At 62.8% G+C, this 18,433-nt stretch carries 13 protein-coding genes; all 13 read left to right on the forward strand.

All coding sequences use genetic code 11. From position 1 onward, the window contains the following. Positions 1-248: 248 nt before the first annotated feature. The 13 genes from AC0IYS_RS07415 (at position 249) to typA (ending at position 18,392) form a co-directional block, all read left to right on the forward strand. The gene (locus AC0IYS_RS07415; protein WP_471704566.1) at positions 249-1,187 is read left to right on the forward strand and encodes an ABC transporter permease; all 939 of its coding nucleotides are present in this window, start codon (positions 249-251) and stop codon (positions 1,185-1,187) included. Beyond that, the gene (locus tag AC0IYS_RS07420; RefSeq protein WP_471704567.1) at positions 1,184-2,212 is read left to right on the forward strand and encodes an ABC transporter permease; all 1,029 of its coding nucleotides are present in this window, start codon (positions 1,184-1,186) and stop codon (positions 2,210-2,212) included. Before AC0IYS_RS07415 ends, AC0IYS_RS07420 begins: the two co-directional genes overlap by 4 nt. Beyond that, positions 2,212-3,915, forward strand: coding sequence for an ABC transporter ATP-binding protein (locus AC0IYS_RS07425; protein ID WP_471704568.1), 1,704 nt, complete (start codon positions 2,212-2,214; stop codon positions 3,913-3,915). The genes AC0IYS_RS07420 and AC0IYS_RS07425 overlap by 1 nt, the downstream gene beginning before the upstream one ends. Positions 3,916-3,940: 25 nt before the next feature. Then, positions 3,941-4,903 (forward strand): VTT domain-containing protein, encoded by a 963-nt coding sequence (locus tag AC0IYS_RS07430; protein WP_471704569.1) that lies wholly within the window; start codon positions 3,941-3,943, stop codon positions 4,901-4,903. A gap of 175 nt (positions 4,904-5,078) precedes the next feature. Next, complete coding sequence (locus AC0IYS_RS07435; RefSeq protein ID WP_471704570.1) at positions 5,079-6,104, forward strand: glucokinase; 1,026 nt, start codon at positions 5,079-5,081, stop codon at positions 6,102-6,104. Positions 6,105-6,422: 318 nt separating this feature from the next. Beyond that, positions 6,423-7,217 (forward strand): SMC-Scp complex subunit ScpB, encoded by a 795-nt coding sequence (scpB, locus tag AC0IYS_RS07440; RefSeq protein ID WP_315221184.1) that lies wholly within the window; start codon positions 6,423-6,425, stop codon positions 7,215-7,217. Further along, the gene (locus tag AC0IYS_RS07445; RefSeq protein ID WP_471704571.1) at positions 7,204-9,534 is read left to right on the forward strand and encodes a pseudouridine synthase; all 2,331 of its coding nucleotides are present in this window, start codon (positions 7,204-7,206) and stop codon (positions 9,532-9,534) included. The genes scpB and AC0IYS_RS07445 overlap by 14 nt, the downstream gene beginning before the upstream one ends. A 317-nt stretch (positions 9,535-9,851) precedes the next feature. Beyond that, positions 9,852-10,340 carry a ribosome maturation factor RimP gene (gene rimP / locus AC0IYS_RS07450; RefSeq protein ID WP_315221180.1) on the forward strand — a complete coding sequence of 163 codons (489 nt, stop codon included), beginning with the start codon at positions 9,852-9,854 and terminating at the stop codon, positions 10,338-10,340. Next, on the forward strand, positions 10,337-11,902 hold the full coding sequence (nusA, locus tag AC0IYS_RS07455) for a transcription termination factor NusA (protein WP_090316017.1): 1,566 nt from the start codon (positions 10,337-10,339) through the stop codon (positions 11,900-11,902). The genes rimP and nusA overlap by 4 nt, the downstream gene beginning before the upstream one ends. Positions 11,903-11,948: 46 nt before the next feature. Continuing rightward, positions 11,949-14,819: a translation initiation factor IF-2 gene (gene infB / locus AC0IYS_RS07460; RefSeq protein WP_471704572.1), complete on the forward strand. Its 2,871-nt coding sequence runs from the start codon at positions 11,949-11,951 to the stop codon at positions 14,817-14,819. Between the two features lie 97 nt (positions 14,820-14,916). Next, complete coding sequence (rbfA, locus tag AC0IYS_RS07465; RefSeq protein ID WP_471704573.1) at positions 14,917-15,339, forward strand: 30S ribosome-binding factor RbfA; 423 nt, start codon at positions 14,917-14,919, stop codon at positions 15,337-15,339. Positions 15,340-15,357: 18 nt separating this feature from the next. After that, positions 15,358-16,293, forward strand: a complete 936-nt coding sequence (truB, locus tag AC0IYS_RS07470) for a tRNA pseudouridine(55) synthase TruB (RefSeq protein WP_471704574.1) — start codon at positions 15,358-15,360, stop codon at positions 16,291-16,293. A 266-nt stretch (positions 16,294-16,559) separates the two neighbouring features. Continuing rightward, complete coding sequence (gene typA, locus AC0IYS_RS07475) at positions 16,560-18,392, forward strand: translational GTPase TypA (protein ID WP_471704575.1); 1,833 nt, start codon at positions 16,560-16,562, stop codon at positions 18,390-18,392. The last annotated feature ends 41 nt before the right edge of the window (positions 18,393-18,433 follow it).

The following is an 18,433-nucleotide window of genomic DNA, read 5'->3' on the forward strand; positions in this document are numbered from 1 at the left end:
GGAAAGGACCGTTTTCGCCGGAAATTAAACTGTAACAATGCTGTCATGTGTTACTTTTAGACGACAGAATGCGGATTTCCAAATGAATGTTTGTTCGGTTGAAGCTGCTTATAATTCGGCTGCTTGCGGAATTTTCGACTACTGGAGCTTGCGCGCGGCGCCGGCGTAGTCAGCGGCTGCGGGATCGGGTATAACTGCCCGGGTGGAAAAATCGGTGGCATAACGTCGGCAATGGGGAGAGGCGCGGGATGGGGGCTTTTGTGGTGCGCCGCGTGTGGCAGATGCTGCCGACGATGCTGGGCGTGGTGTTGCTGGTGTTTATGTTGTTTAACTGGGTCGGCGGCGATCCGGCGTATTTATTGGCCGGCAAGATGGCCAATGCCGAGGCCATCACCAACATCCGCCACCAGCTCGGCGTCGACCAGTCCTATCCGGCGCAGCTGTGGATTTTCATCCGCCAGATCGTCACCTTCGACTTCGGCCTCAGTTGGGCGACCGGCGAGCCTGTGTCGCGCATCATCGCCACGCGGCTGGGGCCGTCGCTGACGGTGCTGATTCCGCTGACCTTGCTGGAAACCCTGATCGGTGTCGCGCTGGCGCTGGCGGTCGCCTTCGTGCGCGGCTCGCGGACCGACCGCGCGGTGATGATCGCCTGCACGGTCGGCATGTCGATCAGCATCCTGGTGTACATCATCGTGCTGCAGTACGGGCTGGCCTACAAACTCGGGCTGTTCCCGGTGCAGGGCTGGGGCCAGGGCTTGCGCGAGAACCTGCTGCGCTACGCGGCGCTGCCGATCCTGATCGGGCTGGCGGTGTCGATCGCGCCGACGTTGCGGCTCTATCGCAGCTTCGTGCTCGACGAGATCGGCCAGGATTATGTGCGCACCGCGCGCGCCAAGGGGCTGTCCGAGCGGCGCGTGATGTGGGTGCATGTGCTGCGCAACGCCGCGATTCCGATCGTCACGCATGTGATGGCCAGCCTGCCGGCGTTGCTGATCGGCGCCTTCCTGCTGGAGCGTTTCTTCGGCATTCCCGGCATCGGGCGCGAGGTGATCCTGGCGGTCGAGCGCAGCGATTTTCCGGTCATTAAGGCCATCACCGTGTACGTGGCGGTGGCGACGATGGTCTTCAACCTGTTGACGGATCTGATGTACCAAGCGCTCGATCCCCGGGTGAAGCTCGCATGACGGCCGCGATGCTGGCGGCGCCGCCTGCGGGCCTGTGGACGCTGGCGTGGCGGCGGCTGCGCGCGGACCGTGTGGCGATGTTGTCGCTGGCGGTGGTGGCGGGTTTCCTGCTGATGCTGGTGTTGTCGGCCGGCGGGCTGGTGGCGGCCGACTGGGAGGACGAGGTCGGGGTCAATTACGCGCCGCCGGGGTTCGTCGGCGCCAGGGCCGGCGGAGCGCCGTCCCCGGTCCCGGCGGAGCGGGCCGCGTTGCCGGACAATCCGTTCGATCCGCTGGCCGACGACATCCGCGCGTTGAAGGCGCAACTTGCCGCCCGTGGCGATGCCGCGCCCGAGCCGTCGCGCCGCGCGACCCTGCCTTTCGGTGGCGACAAATGGGGGCACGACATCATCAAGAAGACCATCAAGGGCGGCGAAACCTCGATCGTGGTCGGGCTGGCGGCGGCCGCGCTGGCGGTCGGCATCGGCACCCTGTTCGGTGCGCTGTCGGGGTACTGGGGCGGCGTGGTGGATGATGTCTTCAACTGGTTCTACAGCATCTTCACCGCCATTCCGTCAGTGCTGATGATACTGGCGGTGGCCGCCGTGCTGCAGCAGCGCGGCGTGGCCACCATCGTGCTGATCCTCGGTCTGACCGGCTGGACCGGTCCGTACCGTCTGATCCGCGCCGAGTACATCAAGCACAAGGGCCGCGAATACGTGCTGGCTGCAGACGCCATCGGCGCCTCGCACTGGCGCAAGATGTTTTCGCACATCTTTCCTAATGTGAGCCATGTGGCGCTGGTGCAGTTGTCGATCCTGGTGGTGGGCTTTATCAAGGCCGAGGTCATCCTCAGCTTCCTTGGCTTCGGCGTGCCGGTCGGCGTAGTGTCCTGGGGCAGCATGCTGAACGAGGCGCAGAACGAATTGATCCTCGGCCGCTGGTGGCAGTTGACGGCCGCCGCCCTCGCCATGGCGGTGCTGGTGACGGCGTTCTCGCTGCTGACCGACGCGCTGCGCGACGCCCTCGATCCCAAGGTGAAATGATGGCCGACGACATCTTGTTGGAAGTCAGCCAGTTGCGGATCGCCTTCCGTGTCGACCGCAATACGCTCGTCGAAGCGGTCAAGGGCGTGTCGTTCAGCGTGCCGCGCAACGGCACGGTGGCGCTGGTGGGCGAGTCGGGCAGCGGCAAGTCGGTCAGTTCGCTGGCGGTGATGGGGCTGCTGGCGCCGGACACAACGGTGATCGGGCCGTCGAGCAGCATCCGCTTCGGCGGCCGCGAGTTGCTGTCGCTGCCGGCGGCGCAGCGGCGCGCGCTGTGCGGCAGGGAGATCGCGATGATCTTCCAGGAGCCGATGTCCTCGCTCAATCCGGTGTTCACGGTGGGGGCGCAGATCGGCGAAGTGCTGCGCCTGCATCTGGGCATGGGCCGGGCGCAGGCGCGCCGCCGCACGCTCGAGTTGCTCGACGAGGTGGGCATCCCCGATCCGGCGGTCAAGATCGACGCCTATCCGAGCCAGCTGTCCGGCGGCCAGCAGCAGCGCGTGATGATCGCCATGGCGATCGCCTGCGAACCGAAGCTACTGATCGCCGACGAACCGACTACGGCGCTCGACGTGACGATCCAGAAACAGATCATGGCGCTGATCGCCAGCTTGCAGAAGCGCCGCGCGATGGCGGTGTTGCTGATCACGCACGACCTGGCGCTGGTGGCGGAGATCGCCGACCATGTGGTGGTGATGCGCCACGGCGAGGTGCGCGAGGCCGGCGCGGCGCGGCAGGTGCTGACGGAACCGGCCGACGCGTATACGAAGGCGCTGTTGCATTGCCGGCCGAGGCTGGACCAACGGCCCTGGCGCTTGCCGGTGATCGCCGATTATATGAAGGAAGCGGAGGAGCGCGGCGTGACGTTGTTGCATCCGCCGGAGCGCGAACGCGGCTACCGGCCCGACGACCAGCCGGTGCTGGTGGTCAACAACCTGAGCAAGAGCTTTTATCTGCGCGAGGGCTGGTTCGGCAAGCGCGAGTTCAAGGCGGTCGACGGTGTATCGTTCACCCTGGCGCGCGGCAGGACCCTGGGCGTGGTCGGGGAATCCGGTTCCGGCAAGACCACGGTCGGGCTGACCTTGCTGCGGCTGCACCGGGCGACCGGCGGCAGCGCCATGTTCGAAGGGCGCGACTTGCTGTCCATGACGGCGCGCGAGTTCCAGGCCTACAAGCGCCGCATCCAGATCATTTTTCAGAATCCCTACGCGTCGCTGAACCCGCGCTTCACCGTCGGCCAAATCTTGCTGGAGCCGATGCGCATCCACCGCATCGGCGCCGACGACCGCGAGCGGACCGCCGCCGCCTATGCGTTGCTGGAAAAGGTGGGGCTGCCGGCGTCCGCGTTCCAGCGCTATCCGCACGAGTTTTCCGGCGGGCAGCGGCAACGCATCGCCATCGCGCGTTGCCTGACGATGAAGCCGGAGATCCTGGTGTGCGACGAGTCGGTCTCCGCGCTGGATGTGTCGGTGCAGGCGCAGGTGCTCAACCTGTTGCAGGATCTGCAAGACGAGTTCGGGCTGTCGTACATCTTTATCTCGCATGACCTGTCGGTGGTGAAATACATCGCCGACCAGGTGATGGTGATGCGGCAGGGCGCAGTGGTGGAGATGGCCGGTTCCGACGAGCTGTATCGCGATCCCAAGCACCCTTACACGCGGACTCTGCTGGCGTCCATCGCGGGGCGCGCGCGGGACGGTTAAGCGATTTTTAAGTTAAGATATAAGAATGCCGAACTTAATCCACCTGCTGCAAGAATATGGCGTACTGATCGTGTTCGCGATCGTATTGATCGAGCAGATCGGCATGCCGATTCCTGCCTATCCCATCCTGATCGTCGCCGGCGCTTTGTCCGTCGATGGCGACTTCAGCTGGCCCGCCGTGCTGGCGGCGGCCATCTGCGCCTGTTTGATCAGCGACGGTTTCTGGTTCCGCATGGGGCGCTATTATGGCAAGCGCATCCTCAAGCTGTTGTGCAGGATTTCGCTCTCGCCCGATTATTGCGTCAGTCAGACCGAGGACAGCTTTACCAAGTGGGGGCCGAAGATGCTGATCGTGGCCAAGTTCATTCCCGGATTTAACACCATCGCCTCGCCGCTGGCGGGGGCCATGGGCACGCGGTACCAGGTGTTTCTCGGCTACAGCGTGCTCGGCGGGGCATTGTGGAGCGGCACCGGCATCGCCATCGGCGCCTTCTTCCACTCGAGTATCGATTCGGTGCTGACCACCTTGAGCGACCTGGGTTCGACGGCGCTGATGGTGCTGGTGGCGCTGCTGGCGCTGTTTGTCGCGTATAAGTATGTGGAGCGCAAGCGTTTCCGCCAGTCGGTGCAGATCGACCGGGTGACGGTGGACGACTTCAAGCAGTTGATGGAAGAGGGGCATGAGCCGGTGCTGGTCGATGCGCGCAGCGTGACGGCGCAGATGCTGGAGCCGGCGATTCCGGGCGCCTTGTTGTTCAAGGGCGGCGAACCGAGCACGGAAATCATCGCGCTGGATAAGCGGCGGCATATTGTTGTGTATTGCAGCTGCCCCAACGACGTGACGGCGGCGCAGGTGGCCAAGGAGTTGAAGGCGCACGGGTTCACGATGGCTCGGCCGTTGCATGGTGGCCTCGACGCGTGGAACGCGAGGTTCGGCACGCGCGAGCCGGCGGACAACGAGGTGATCGATACCGCGCCGGCAGCGTAAGCGGCTGGCAAACCTCCCTGGCAGCGCAGCGCCGGGTAGTCATACTACTCAAAATAAATTCTCAAAAGTAATTTGCTGTGGCAAACGGTACTTAACTGTACTAAAACTACAAACTCCGCTTGCCTGAAATAGTGAAAATACCTTAAGCTTAGGCCTCAACTATTTTGCGCCGACCATGACAGCCCAGTCCCTTCAATCGCCATCCTCCCCGACCACCGACTACATCGGCGGCCCGCGTCTGCTAGCGGATATCGGCGGCACCAATGCGCGCTTCGCGCTGGAGACCGCCCCGGGCAAGATTGAGGCGATCGAAGTGCTGCCTTGCGCGGCCTACCCGACCATCGCCGACGCGCTGGTGGCCTACCTCGGCTCGCCGGCCGTGGCCGGCAAGGGCGTCACCGGTATCCGCAATGGCGCCATCGCCATCGCCAACCCGGTGACCAGCGACATGGTGCGCATGACCAACCACCACTGGCAGTTCTCGATCGAGGCGCTGCGCCGCGAGGTGAACTTCGACATCCTGGTGGTCGTCAACGATTTCACCGCGCTGGCCAGCTCGCTGCCGCAACTGTCGGCGACGCAGAAGCACCAGGTCGGCGGCGGCGTGGCCGTTCCCGGCACGCCGCTGGGCCTGATCGGCGCCGGCACCGGCCTCGGTGTTTCGGGACTGATCCCGGGCAAGGACGGCTGGACCGCGCTGCTGAGCGAGGGCGGCCACGTCAGCTTCTCGCCGGTCAATGCGAAAGAAGTGGCGATCCTGCAGTTCGCCTGGAAAGAATTCGAACACGTGTCCGCAGAGCGCCTGATGTCCGGCGCGGGCATCGAACTGATCTACCGCGCGCTGGCCGACCAGCAAGGCGTCACCGCCGAGCCGCTGAGCGCGGCCGACATCTCCACCCGCGCGCTGGCCGGCGCATGCCCGCTGTGCGACGACGTCATCGAGACCTTCTGCCGCATGCTGGGCACCATCGCCAGCAATATCGCCATCACCCTGGGCGCGCAGGGCGGTATCTATATAGGCGGCGGGATCGTGCCGCGCCTGGGCGAGCGTTTCGATAAATCCGGCTTCCGCGCCCGCTTCGAGCAGAAGGGCCGCTTCAATAAATACCTGTGCCAGGTGCCGACCTGGGTCATCACCGCCGAGTACCCGGCCTTTGTTGGCGTATCCGCAATCTTGTCGGAACGCCTTGCTGCTGCATAAGGCAAGTTACACTTCGATGTGGCCGAAATGCGCGTTTTGCGCTTTTATCGGGTACAATTCGGCTTGTAGGATGAAACGTCATTGATTGGTCTCGCATGTTTTCGCCCGAAAATCGCGTTTCGCAGTCGCGTTTCACGTAGAAAAGCGGCGGCCTCGGTCGTCGTCGGCATGCCTCTCTCTCCCGCCCGGCGCGTATCGCCCGGGCTCGGAAAACAGCTTCAGCGAGTACTCCGGCAGGCGGCATTTTGAATGCGGCCACTGCCTCACTGAATGTGATTGATTTCTTTCTTTGCATGACAATGCAACCACAAGATTGCTATGGATACAGCTGAGGCTAAAAGAGTCCTCGAAACCGCCTTGCTATGCGCCCATGAGCCGTTGTCGATCCACAGTCTGAAGAAGCTGTATGTCGATGTCGATGACCAGGGCAGGCCGCGCGGTCCCGGAGTAGGTTCCGATACGATCAAGGAATTGCTGGAAGAACTACGGCTCGATTGGGCCGGCAAGGGTATCGAAGTGGTCAGCCTGTCGACCGGCTGGCGCTTCCAGAGCCGCCCCGAGATGAAGCTGTACCTGGACCGGATGAATCCGGAAAAACCGCCCAAGTATTCGCGGGCGACGCTGGAAACCCTGGCGATCATCGCGTACCGGCAGCCGGTCACGCGGGGCGATATCGAAGAAATACGCGGCGTCGCCGTCAATTCACAGACGATCAAAATGCTGGAAGACCGTGGCTGGGTAGATGCCATCGGTTACCGCGACGTCGTGGGCCGCCCGGCGTTGCTGGGCACGACCAAGCAGTTTTTGGATGATTTGGGATTGAATTCGCTGTCCCAGCTGCCGCCGTTGCAGCAATTGAGCGATGTGCAGGGCGGCGGTCCGGATATGGAAGCGCTGGAGGCGGCCCTGCAAGAGAACTTTGATAAAGCCGCGCACAGCGAAAGCGTCGCGCAACAACGAGATGGTACGGATAGCGAGTTGCAAGTGGCCGACGAAGCAGTAGACGCCGCGACTAGCCCGGAAGCCGGCCAGCAAGCAATCAATCACGACCATGCGCCAGATTTAACGGTTGACGCTGAGCACAACCAAGAAACGAATAATGAACAAATCTAATACCCCCGAGACAGTCAACGACGCCACCGCAGAAGTGGTCGCCAAGCCAAAACGCCGCACCAAAGCACAGATCGAAGCCGATGCGGCTGCCTCCGGTGCCGCCGAAGCGGCCCCTGCCGTCAAGGCCAAGCGCAAGCCGAAGGCTGACGCCGCCGTTGAAGGCGCCGCGCCTGCCGCTGCCGCTCCAGTTGCCCCAGCTCCAATTGCCGCCGCCGACGCACCCGCGCCGGTGAAGAAGCCGCGCGCCAAACCGGTCGCCAAGGTTGCCGTCGAGGCTGTCCAGGCTGTTGAATCGGCGCCGCAAGCCGCGCCAGTTGCAGAAGCGGCCAAGGCGCCGGCCAAGGCGCCGCGCGCCAAGAAGCCAGCCGCCGCCGTGACGGCGTCGGCCGAATCGTCCGCGCCAGCCGTGGCAGTGGAAGCGCCAGCCGCTCCTGCCGCAGCCGCTTCGGGTGCCGAAGGCCAGGACGGCCAGCCGGCCGCCCAGCGCGAGCGCAGCGACCGTGGTCCACGCGGCCCACGCGGTCCGCGCCAGATGCGCGAGCAACGCGCGCTGCGCGAAGCGACGATGCCACGTCCGGAGCCGGTGGTCGCGGCCGAAGGCGAAGCGGCGCCAACTGAAGAGGGCGCCGAGCCGAACGGCAAGCCGCGCAATGAGCGTGGTCCGCGTCCCGACGGTCAGCAGCGCAATGGCAAGGGCGGTCGCGGCAAGGGTCCGAAGCCGCAGCGCGTGCATGGCGCCTTCGGTAATGTGGGCAAGGGCAACGATGCCGACGCCGCGTTCTCGTACGTCACCTCCGACGCCTTCGACAGCGAAGAAACCGGCAAGGGCCGCAACGCGCCGAAAGCCGTGCGCCGCGACCTGACGTCGGAAGACGACGCGCCGAAGCTGCACAAGGTGCTGGCCGAAGCCGGTCTGGGCTCGCGCCGCGACATGGAAGAGCTGATTGTTGCCGGCCGCGTGTCGGTCAACGGCGAGCCGGCCCACATCGGCCAGCGCATCCTGCCGGCCGATGCCGTGCGCATCAACGGCAAACTGTTGCAGCGCCGCGTCAGCAAGAAGCCGCCGCGCGTGCTGGTGTACCACAAGCCGGCCGGCGAGATCGTCAGCCATGACGACCCGGACGGCCGTCCGTCGGTGTTCGACCGCCTGCCGACGATGAAGGCAGGCAAATGGCTGGCCATCGGCCGCCTCGACTTCAACACCGAAGGCTTGCTGCTGTTCACGACTTCCGGTGACCTGGCGAATCGCCTGATGCACCCTCGCTACAGCATCGACCGCGAGTACGCGGTGCGGACGCTGGGCCTGCTGGAAGAGGGCATGCGCCAGAAACTGCTGGCCGGCGTCGAGCTGGAAGACGGCTTGGCGCAGTTCTCCAAGATCGCCGACGGTGGCGGCGAGGGCATCAACAAGTGGTACCGCGTGATCATCGGCGAGGGCCGCAACCGCGAAGTGCGCCGCATGTTCGAGGCGATCGGCCTGACCGTGTCGCGCCTGATCCGTACCCGCTACGGCGCGATGACCCTGCCAAGCAGCTTGAAGCGTGGTCGTTGGGAAGAGATGGAAGAAAACACCGTGCGCGACCTGCTGGCCGCGTACGGCGTCGACAAAAAAGGCAGCGATACGCCGGCGGCTGCCGCGCCGCGCGGCAAAGGCCCGCAGCAAGCCAAGCCGACCGCACAGAATAAAGGTCCGGAAAAGCGTCCGCAGCGCGGCCGCGCCGACTTCGACGACCGCGACGATGACGACGACGAGGATGATGGCGACGAGCCAAACTTCAACCGCGCCGATGTCAGCAACGACAACGCGATGCCTTTCGCCAAGCAGCAACGCGGTCCGCGTTTCGGTAACCAGGGTCGTCCGGGCAATGGCGCCGGTGGCGCTGGCGGTCCAAACGGTGGTGGTAATGGTCGTGGCGCGCAGGGCTCGGGTCGTCCGGGTGGCAATGGCCAAGGCGGCCAAGGTGGCGGACAGGGCCGTCCAGGCGGCGCCCAGGGTTCGGGCCGTCCGGGTGGTCGTCCGCAAGGTATCGGCGGTTACGCCGGTGGCCGTCCGCTGGGCGAAGGTCCGGCACGCAGCGCCGGTGGTGGCCAGGGCCGTCCGCAGGGTCAAGGCCGTCCGCAAGGCCAGGGTGGTCAAGGCGGCCAGGGCGGCGGTATGGGCGGCGGCCAGTCGGCCAAAGGTCCAAGCCGTGGTCCGCGCCAGCCCGATCCGCTGCAGACGACTTTTGGCTTCGGCAACGCCGGCGCGCCGCGTCGCAACCAGCCGCCACGCGGCGGTGCGATCGACCACGGCATGCCACGTCGCCGCAAGGGTTAATCGTCAGCAATACCCCGCAAGGCGATGACGCTGCGGGGTCGGACCCCTTGGGGTCCGACCCCTCTTACGTTGGGGGTTTAAGCGCTTGTTTTCTGGTCCATCGACCTTATTTGTGTTATGCGCTGATTGCAGCGAAGACCAGATAAGGTTATAATAACCAGCCTAGTAAAAGTTCTTCGCGGGTAGCTCCCACAGGAATCCTTTCATCTGGCTAGGTATTACAAGAAGATGGGCAGATGCCCATTTTTTTTTTGTTAAAGCGTTTTGTACGGCCTGTTTTTGAATAATTGCAAACAGGCCTTGATTTGGAGAATTTCTTGCAGCTGCCGGAACTAATTGAAAAGACCGTCATGGGTCTGGGCTACGAGCTGGTTGATGTCGAACGGGCCGAGCGCGGAGTCTTGCGCGTGTTTATCGATTTCAGCGCAGCCGACGCGGAAGAAAAAGGCCCGATCACCGTGGAAGATTGCGCCACGGTCAGCCACCAGCTGTCGCACGTGCTGACAGTCGAGAACGTCAACTACGAACGCCTCGAAATCTCGTCGCCGGGTCTGGATCGTCCGGTGCGCAAGCTGGAAGACTTCGTGCGTTTTGCCGGTTACGAGGTAATCGTCAAACTGCGCACCGCAATGCCGGGTACGAACAACCGGAAATCGTTCCAGGGCGTTCTGCAAGAACCCCAGGGCGATAATTTGTCGTTGGAATTTGATAGCAATGATGGTCCGGCGCTGTTGGAGTTTACGCTCGCCGACGTGGATAAGGCACGCTTGGTGCCGCAGGTGGATTTTAAGGGACGCAAAGCATGAGTCGCGAAGTTTTGTTATTGGTAGACGCGCTGGCGCGTGAGAAAAACGTCGATAAAGATGTCGTTTTCGGCGCGCTGGAATTCGCGTTGGCGCAAGCCACGAAGAAACGCTATGAAGGTGAAGTCGATATCCGCGTTTCGATCGACCGCGAGTCGGGTGAGTTCGAATCCTTCCGCCGCTGGCACGTCGTCCCCGATGAAGCGGGCCTGCAACTGCCGGACCAGGAAATCCTGCACTTCGAAGCCAAGGAACAGATCCCTGACATCGAAGTGGACGACCACATCGAAGAACCGATCGAGTCCGTCGAATTCGGCCGCCGCTTCGCGCAAGACACCAAACAGGTGGTCCTGCAGCGTGTGCGCGACGCCGAGCGCGAACAGATCCTGGTCGACTTCCTCGAACGCGGCGACTCGCTCGTGACCGGCACCATCAAGCGCATGGAACGCGGCGACGCGATCGTCGAGTCGGGCAAGATCGAAGCCCGCCTGCCGCGCGACCAGATGATTCCGAAGGAAAACCTGCGTATTGGCGACCGCGTCCGCGCCTTCATCCTGCGTATCGACCGCAATATGCGCGGCCCGCAAGTGATCCTGTCGCGCACCGCGCCGGACTTCATCATGAAGCTGTTCGAGCTGGAAGTGCCGGAAATCGAACAAGGCATGCTGGAAATTAAATCGGCCGCCCGCGATGCAGGTGTCCGCGCCAAGATCGCCGTCTACACGGCCGACAAGCGCATCGACCCGATCGGTACTTGCGTCGGCATGCGCGGTTCGCGCGTGCAGGCCGTCACCGGCGAGCTGGGTGGCGAACGCGTCGACATCGTGTTGTGGTCGGAAGATCCGGCCCAGTTCGTCATCGGCGCATTGGCCCCGGCCAACGTGTCGTCGATCATGGTCGATGAAGAGAAGCACGCGATGGACGTCGTTGTCGACGAGGAAAACCTGGCGATCGCGATCGGCCGTTCCGGCCAGAACGTGCGCTTGGCTTCCGACCTGACCGGCTGGAAGATCAACATCATGACGGCCGAGGAATCGGCCGACAAGGCAGCCCAGGAAACCGCGGCGGTGCGCGCACTGTTCATGGAAAAACTGGACGTCGATCAGGAAGTCGCCGACATCCTGGTGGAAGAGGGCTTTGCCAGCCTGGAAGAAATCGCTTACGTGCCGATCTCCGAAATGCTGGAAATCGAATCGTTTGACGAAGATACCGTCAACGAACTGCGCACCCGCGCCCGTGACGCCCTGGTCACCGAAGCGATCGCTTCGGAAGAAGGCCTGGAAGGCATGGACGAGGCGCTGGTCGGTCTGGAAGGCATGGACCGCATCACCGCCGGCAAGCTGGGCCTGGCTGGTATCAAGACTGTCGATGCATTTGCTGCACTGGCCTACGACGAATTTGGCGCCATTCTGGCCCTGTCCGCCGACCGTGCACGCGCACTGATTACAAGTGAATTTGAAGATGTGACCGACGATGAGATGAAGTTGGTTGACTCGAAGTACGACGATCGTGCCAAGGGCCTCCAGGCCAAGGCATGGAGTCTTGCCGAATCTGCAAAGGCATAATTTGAGTATCTTTATCATCTCCGCGACACATAGAAAAGAGGACTGAATGGCGAGTAACAACGTAGCCCAATTTGCCACCGAACTGAAGATGCCTGCAGATTTGCTGCTGACGCAGCTGCGTTCTGCCGGCGTCGAAAAAAGTTCGACGTCAGATCCATTGTCGAAAGATGATAAGGATAAGCTGCTTGATCACTTGCGTCGTACCCACGGCGCATCGGCTGATACCGAAAAGAAGAAGATCACGCTGACGCGCAAAGAAACCACTGAAATCAAGCAGGCCGACGCCAATGGCAAGGCCCGCACGATTCAGGTCGCTGTGAAGAAGGTTCGCACCTTCGTCCAGCGCGACGAGCCGGTCGCCGCTCCCGCCCCCGCCCCCGTGGCGCCGGTGGTGGATGCTGCCGAGGTGGCCCGCCGTGAAGAAGACGCCCGCAAACAGGCCGAACTGATCGCGCGCCAAGAAGCCGAGCTGCGCGAGAAGCAAGACCGCCTGGCCAAGCTGGATGCCGAGAAGGAAGCCCAGGCCAAAGCCACGGCCGCCGCCGAAGCCGAAGCGAAGAAGGAAGCCGACGCCGAGGCGAAGAAAGCCGCCGCCAAGGCAGCGGCCGCTGCAACCAACGCCGGCGCCGCAGCGCCTGCGCCGGCCGTCGACGTCGCAGCCGAAGAGAAGAAAAAAGCCGCAGCGGAAGAGGCCAAGAAGAAGGCCGCCGCCGCCGCCAAGGAAGCCGCTGAAAAAGCCGAAGCCACCGACCGCGCCCGCAAGGCCGTGGCGGACGAGGTCGCCCAGATCAAGGCCATGATGAACGCGCCACGCCGCGCCATCAAAGCCCCTGAGCCGGCACCTGTCCCCGTCAAGGCCAAGGTTGCCGAAGGCACCCTGCACAAGCCTGCGACTGGCGCCGTCGCCAAGCCTGGCGACAAGCCGGGCGACAAGAAGCCGGTCACCGCCGACAAGAAGTCGATCAAATCGGCCAATGTCTCGTCGACCTGGTCGGACGACGCCAAGAAACGTGGCGCGCCGGGCAACACCGCCAACAAGGGCCGTGGCAACACCGGCACCGGCGGGCGTGACGGCTGGCGCAGTGGTGGCAAGAGTGGCGGCCGTCGCGGCTCGCACTCGGACGACCGCGAAACCAACTTCCAGGCGCCGACCGAGGCGGTCATCAAGGACGTGTACGTCCCTGAAACCATCACCGTGGCCGAACTGGCGCACAAGATGTCCGTCAAGGCATCCGAGGTCATCAAGCAGCTGATGAAGCTGGGCCAGATGTGCACCATCAACCAGGTGCTGGATCAGGAAACCGCGATGATCCTGGTCGAGGAGATGGGCCACAAAGCCTTCGCCGCCGAGCAGGACGATCCGGAAGCGCTGCTGGCAGACCAGGGTGAGCACGCTCACTTCGAGTCCGTCTCGCGCGCACCGGTGGTGACCGTCATGGGTCACGTCGACCACGGTAAAACCTCGCTGCTGGATTACATCCGCCGCGCCAAAGTGGCGTCGGGCGAAGCCGGCGGCATTACCCAGCACATCGGTGCATACCACGTGGACACCCCGCGCGGCATGATCACCTTCCTCGATACCCCGGGTCACGAAGCCTTTACGGCAATGCGTGCCCGTGGCGCGAAAGCGACCGACATCGTGATTCTGGTGGTGGCGGCCGACGACGGCGTGATGCCGCAAACGAAGGAAGCGATCGCCCACGCGAAAGCGGCCGGCGTGCCGCTGGTTGTGGCGATCAACAAGATCGACAAACCGGGCGGCAACGTCGACCGTGTGACGCAGGAACTGGTTGCCGAACAAGTTGTGCCGGAAGAATACGGTGGCGAATCGCCATTCGTGCCGGTCTCGGCAAAAACCGGCGCCGGTATCGATGCGCTGCTGGAACAGGTGCTGTTGCAGGCCGAAGTGCTGGAACTGAAAGCCCCGGTCGACGCGCCAGCGCGCGGCCTGGTGGTCGAAGGCCGTCTGGACAAGGGCAAGGGCCCGGTCGCGACGATCCTGGTGCAGTCCGGTACCCTGAAGCGCGGCGACGTGATTCTGGCGGGCTCCTCGTATGGCCGCGTTCGCGCGATGCTGGACGAGAACGGCAAGCCGATCAACGAAGCAGGTCCTTCGATCCCGGTCGAAATCCAGGGTCTGACGGAAGTGCCGCAAGCCGGTGAAGAAGTCATGGTCATGGCTGACGAGCGTAAAGCCCGTGAGATCGGTCTGTTCCGTCAAGGTAAGTTCCGCGACGTGAAACTGGCCAAGCAGCAAGCCGCGAAGCTGGAAAACATGTTCGACCAGATGGCCGAAGGCGAAGTCAAAAACCTGCCGATGATCATCAAGACCGACGTGCAGGGTTCGCAGGAAGCACTGGTCAGCTCGTTGCAGAAGTTGTCGACCTCGGAAGTGCGCGTACAAGTCGTGCACGCCGCAGTCGGCGGCATCACCGAGTCGGACGTCAACCTGGCGGTGGCCTCGAAAGCGGTCATCATCGGCTTCAACGCCCGTGCCGATGCACAGGCGCGCAAGCTGGCCGAGTCGAACGGCGTGGACATTCGCTACTACAACATCATTTACGATGCGATCGACGAGATCAAAGCGGCGTTGTCGGGCATGTTGGCGCCAGAGAAGCGCGAAACCGTTATCGGCCAGGTCGAGATTCGCCAGGTTATCCTGGTCTCGAAAGTCGGCGCGGTTGCCGGTTGCCTGGTCACCGATGGCGTGGTCAAGCGCGCTTCCTCGGTCCGCCTGCTGCGCAACAACATCGTGGTGTGGACCGGCGAGATCGACTCGCTCAAACGCTTCAAGGACGACGCGAAGGAAGTCCGCGCCGGTCTGGAGTGCGGCCTGTCGCTGAAGAACTACAACGACATCCAGGTTGGCGACACCCTGGAAGTGTTCGAAGTTCAGGAAATCGCCCGTACCTTGTAATCGTTACGGACAGTAGTAATAGACAGTAGTACTAGGTAAAGTGGACGGAAGCAGCAGCTCCCGTCCACTTGCCGTTTATGGAAAGCAGTACCGAATCATGGCAAAACACAGTAAAACCATCCCGCAGCGCGGTCAGCGCGTCGCGGACCAGATCCAGCGCGATCTGTCCGAAATCATCGCCTACGAGTTGAAAGACCCACGGGTCGGCATGATCACCATCACCGAAGTGCAGGTCACGCCGGACTATGCGCACGCGAAGATCTTCTTCACGATGCTCAAGGATAGCCCGGAGCAGGTCAAGCAGACCGTCGAAGGCCTGTCGGCCGCCGCCGGCTACATGCGCGGCCAGCTGGGCAAGCGTCTGCACATCCATACGCTGCCGGCGTTGCACTTCGTGCACGACACGTCCACCTCGCGCGGCATGGAATTGTCGCTGCTGATCGACCAGGCCAACGCCACGCGTTCGCTGGACGACGACCAGGCCAAGCCGGCCGACGAGAAAAAAGACGGCGCCGAATAAGCCGTTTTGGCTGCATCCATGAAGCAAAATCATCCTAAAAAAGTCCGCGACCTGGTCGACGGCGTGCTGCTGCTCGACAAGCCGGTTGGCTTCTCGAGCAACGATGCACTGATCAAAGCCAAGCGCGTGCTCAATGCTAAGAAGGCCGGCCATACCGGCACGCTCGACCCGTTCGCCACCGGCTTGCTGCCGCTGTGCTTTGGCGAGGCGACCAAGTTTTCGCAGGACTTGCTGGAAGCGGACAAGACCTACGACACCACGGTGCACCTGGGCCAGACCACCGACACCGGCGACACCGAAGGCGAAGTGATCGACACGCGCGACGTCGACGTCACGTTGGAGCAGATCCACGCGGTGCTGGAAAAATTCCGCGGCCCGATCGCGCAAGTGCCGCCGATGTATTCGGCGTTGAAGCGCGACGGCAAGCCGCTGTACGAATACGCGCGCGCCGGCATCACCCTGGAGCGCGAGGCGCGCAATGTCATCATCCACAAGCTGGAGCTGGTGTCGTACGAGGCGCCGTTCCTGAAATTGTCGGTCACGTGCAGCAAGGGCACGTACATTCGCGTGCTGGGCCAGGACATCGGCGAAGCGCTCGGCTGCGGCGCGCATTTGAACGCGCTGCGCCGCACGCAGGTCGGCCCGCTGACGATGGACAACATGATCACGCTGGAAGCGCTGATCGCGCACGCCGAACCGTTGAGTCTGCTGGCTCCGGTCGACGCCTTGCTGGCCAGTTTCCCGGCCGTGCAATTGAACGCCGAGCTGGCCAAGCGCTTCCTCAACGGCCAGCGCCTGGCGTTGGGCAAAGAGCCGATAAGTGTGCCGGCTGAGCAGGGCAGGGTGCGCGTCTACCTGGACGACAAGCTGCTCGGCACGGCAATGCTAGGCGAATACAGCATCCTCGCCCCGGAACGATTGATCGCTTTCACCGCGCCAGAGGCAGCGACCTAAACCCTCGGGGTCAAGTCTGTCATTCGGACACGGGCTTGACCGTAGAGGGGCTTTACTGCCGGGCTTGTGTCCGAATGACAGACTTGACCCCGGCGGGTTTGGAAAGCAACTCTTTGAAAATACTCGATTTTTTTAAGGAGTTGCAACGCACCATGCTATACTACGCGGTTCCAGAAATTGGCTAAGCAGTTGTAGCCCACGAACATCCCGGAATACCCCCCGTACAGTTTGTACGCACCCGCAGTTTTTCAGCAAATATAACGACCATGTCTACTACAAAACGCGCAATTCGCAACATCGCCATTATCGCCCACGTTGACCACGGCAAAACCACCCTCGTGGATCAGCTGCTGCGCCAGTCCGGCACCTTCCGTGAAAACCAAGCGGTCGATACTCGCATCATGGACTCGAACGACCTCGAAAAGGAACGCGGCATTACGATTCTGTCGAAGAACTGCGCGGTTGAGTACGAAGGCACCCACATCAACATCGTCGACACCCCAGGCCACGCCGACTTCGGCGGCGAAGTGGAACGTGTTCTGTCGATGGTCGACTCCGTTCTGCTGCTGATCGATGCGCAGGAAGGCCCGATGCCACAGACCCGCTTCGTGACCCGCAAGGCGCTGGCGCTGGGCCTGAAGCCTATCGTCGTCGTCAACAAGGTCGACCGTCCGGGCGCACGTCCTGAGTGGGCGATCAACCAGACCTTCGAACTGTTCGACAAGCTGGGCGCGAACGATGAGCAGCTGGACTTCCCTATCGTCTACGCCTCGGGCCTGAACGGCTACGCCGGCCTGACCGAAGATGTCCGCTCGGGCGACATGAAGCCGCTGTTCGACGCCATCCTGGAACACGTTCCAGTGCGCGACGACAATCCGGAAGGCCCGCTGCAGATGCAAATCACGTCGCTGGACTACTCGTCCTACGTCGGCAAGATCGGCATTGGCCGCGTCAATCGCGGCACCGTCAAGGTCGGCCAGGACGTTCTGGTCATCAACGGCCCAGGCGCCACCCCGATCAAGGGCCGCATCAACCAGGTGCTGAATTTCAAGGGCCTGGAGCGCGTGCTGGTCGACGAAGCTGTTGCCGGCGACATCTGCCTGATCAACGGTATCGATGAAATCGGTATCGGTTCGACGCTGTGCGCGCTGGACACCCCGGAACCGCTGCCGATGCTGACCGTCGACGAGCCGACGCTGACCATGAACTTCATGGTCAACAACTCGCCACTGGCCGGCCGCGAAGGCAAGTTCGTGACCTCGCGCCAGCTGCGCGACCGTCTGGACAAGGAACTGAAAGCCAACGTCGCGCTGCGCGTTGCACCAACCGACGACGACACGATCTTCGAAGTATCGGGCCGCGGCGAGCTGCACCTGACCATCCTGATCGAAAACATGCGTCGCGAAGGTTTCGAGATGGCCGTGTCGCGTCCACGCGTGGTGTTCAAAATGGTCGATGGCGTACGCCACGAGCCGTTCGAGCAACTGTCGGTCGACGTTGAAGAAGCCAACCAGGGCGGCGTCATGGAAGAACTGGGCCGTCGTCGTGGCGACCTGCAAAACATGGAATCGGACGGCAAAGGCCGTGTGCGTCTGGAATACCGTATTCCTGCGCGTGGCCTGATCGGCTTCCAGGGCGAGTTCATGACCCTGACCCGTGGTACCGGCCTGATGAGCCACGTGTTCGACGCGTACGCTCCGGTCGACAACACCAAGGGCGAACTGGGCGGCCGTCGCAACGGCGTGCTGATCTCGCAGGACGACGGCGCCGCCGTGGCCTACGCGATCTGGAAACTGCAGGATCGCGGCCGTATGTTCGTGGTCCACAACGACCCGGTGTACGAAGGCATGATCATCGGTATCCACTCGCGCGACAACGATCTGGTCGTCAACCCGATCAAGGGCAAGCAGCTGACCAACGTGCGTTCGTCGGGTACCGACGAAGCGGTGCGCCTGGTGCCGCCGGTTCAGATGTCGCTGGAATACGCGGTTGAATTCATCGACGACGACGAACTGGTGGAAATCACCCCGAAATCGATCCGTCTGCGCAAGCGCTTCCTGAAAGAGCACGAGCGTAAAAAAGCATCGCGCGAATCCTGATCGGTTTCGCCGCACGATAAAAAACCCCGACCTCCACGGAG

Source organism: Duganella sp. AC237 (assembly GCF_979254035.1).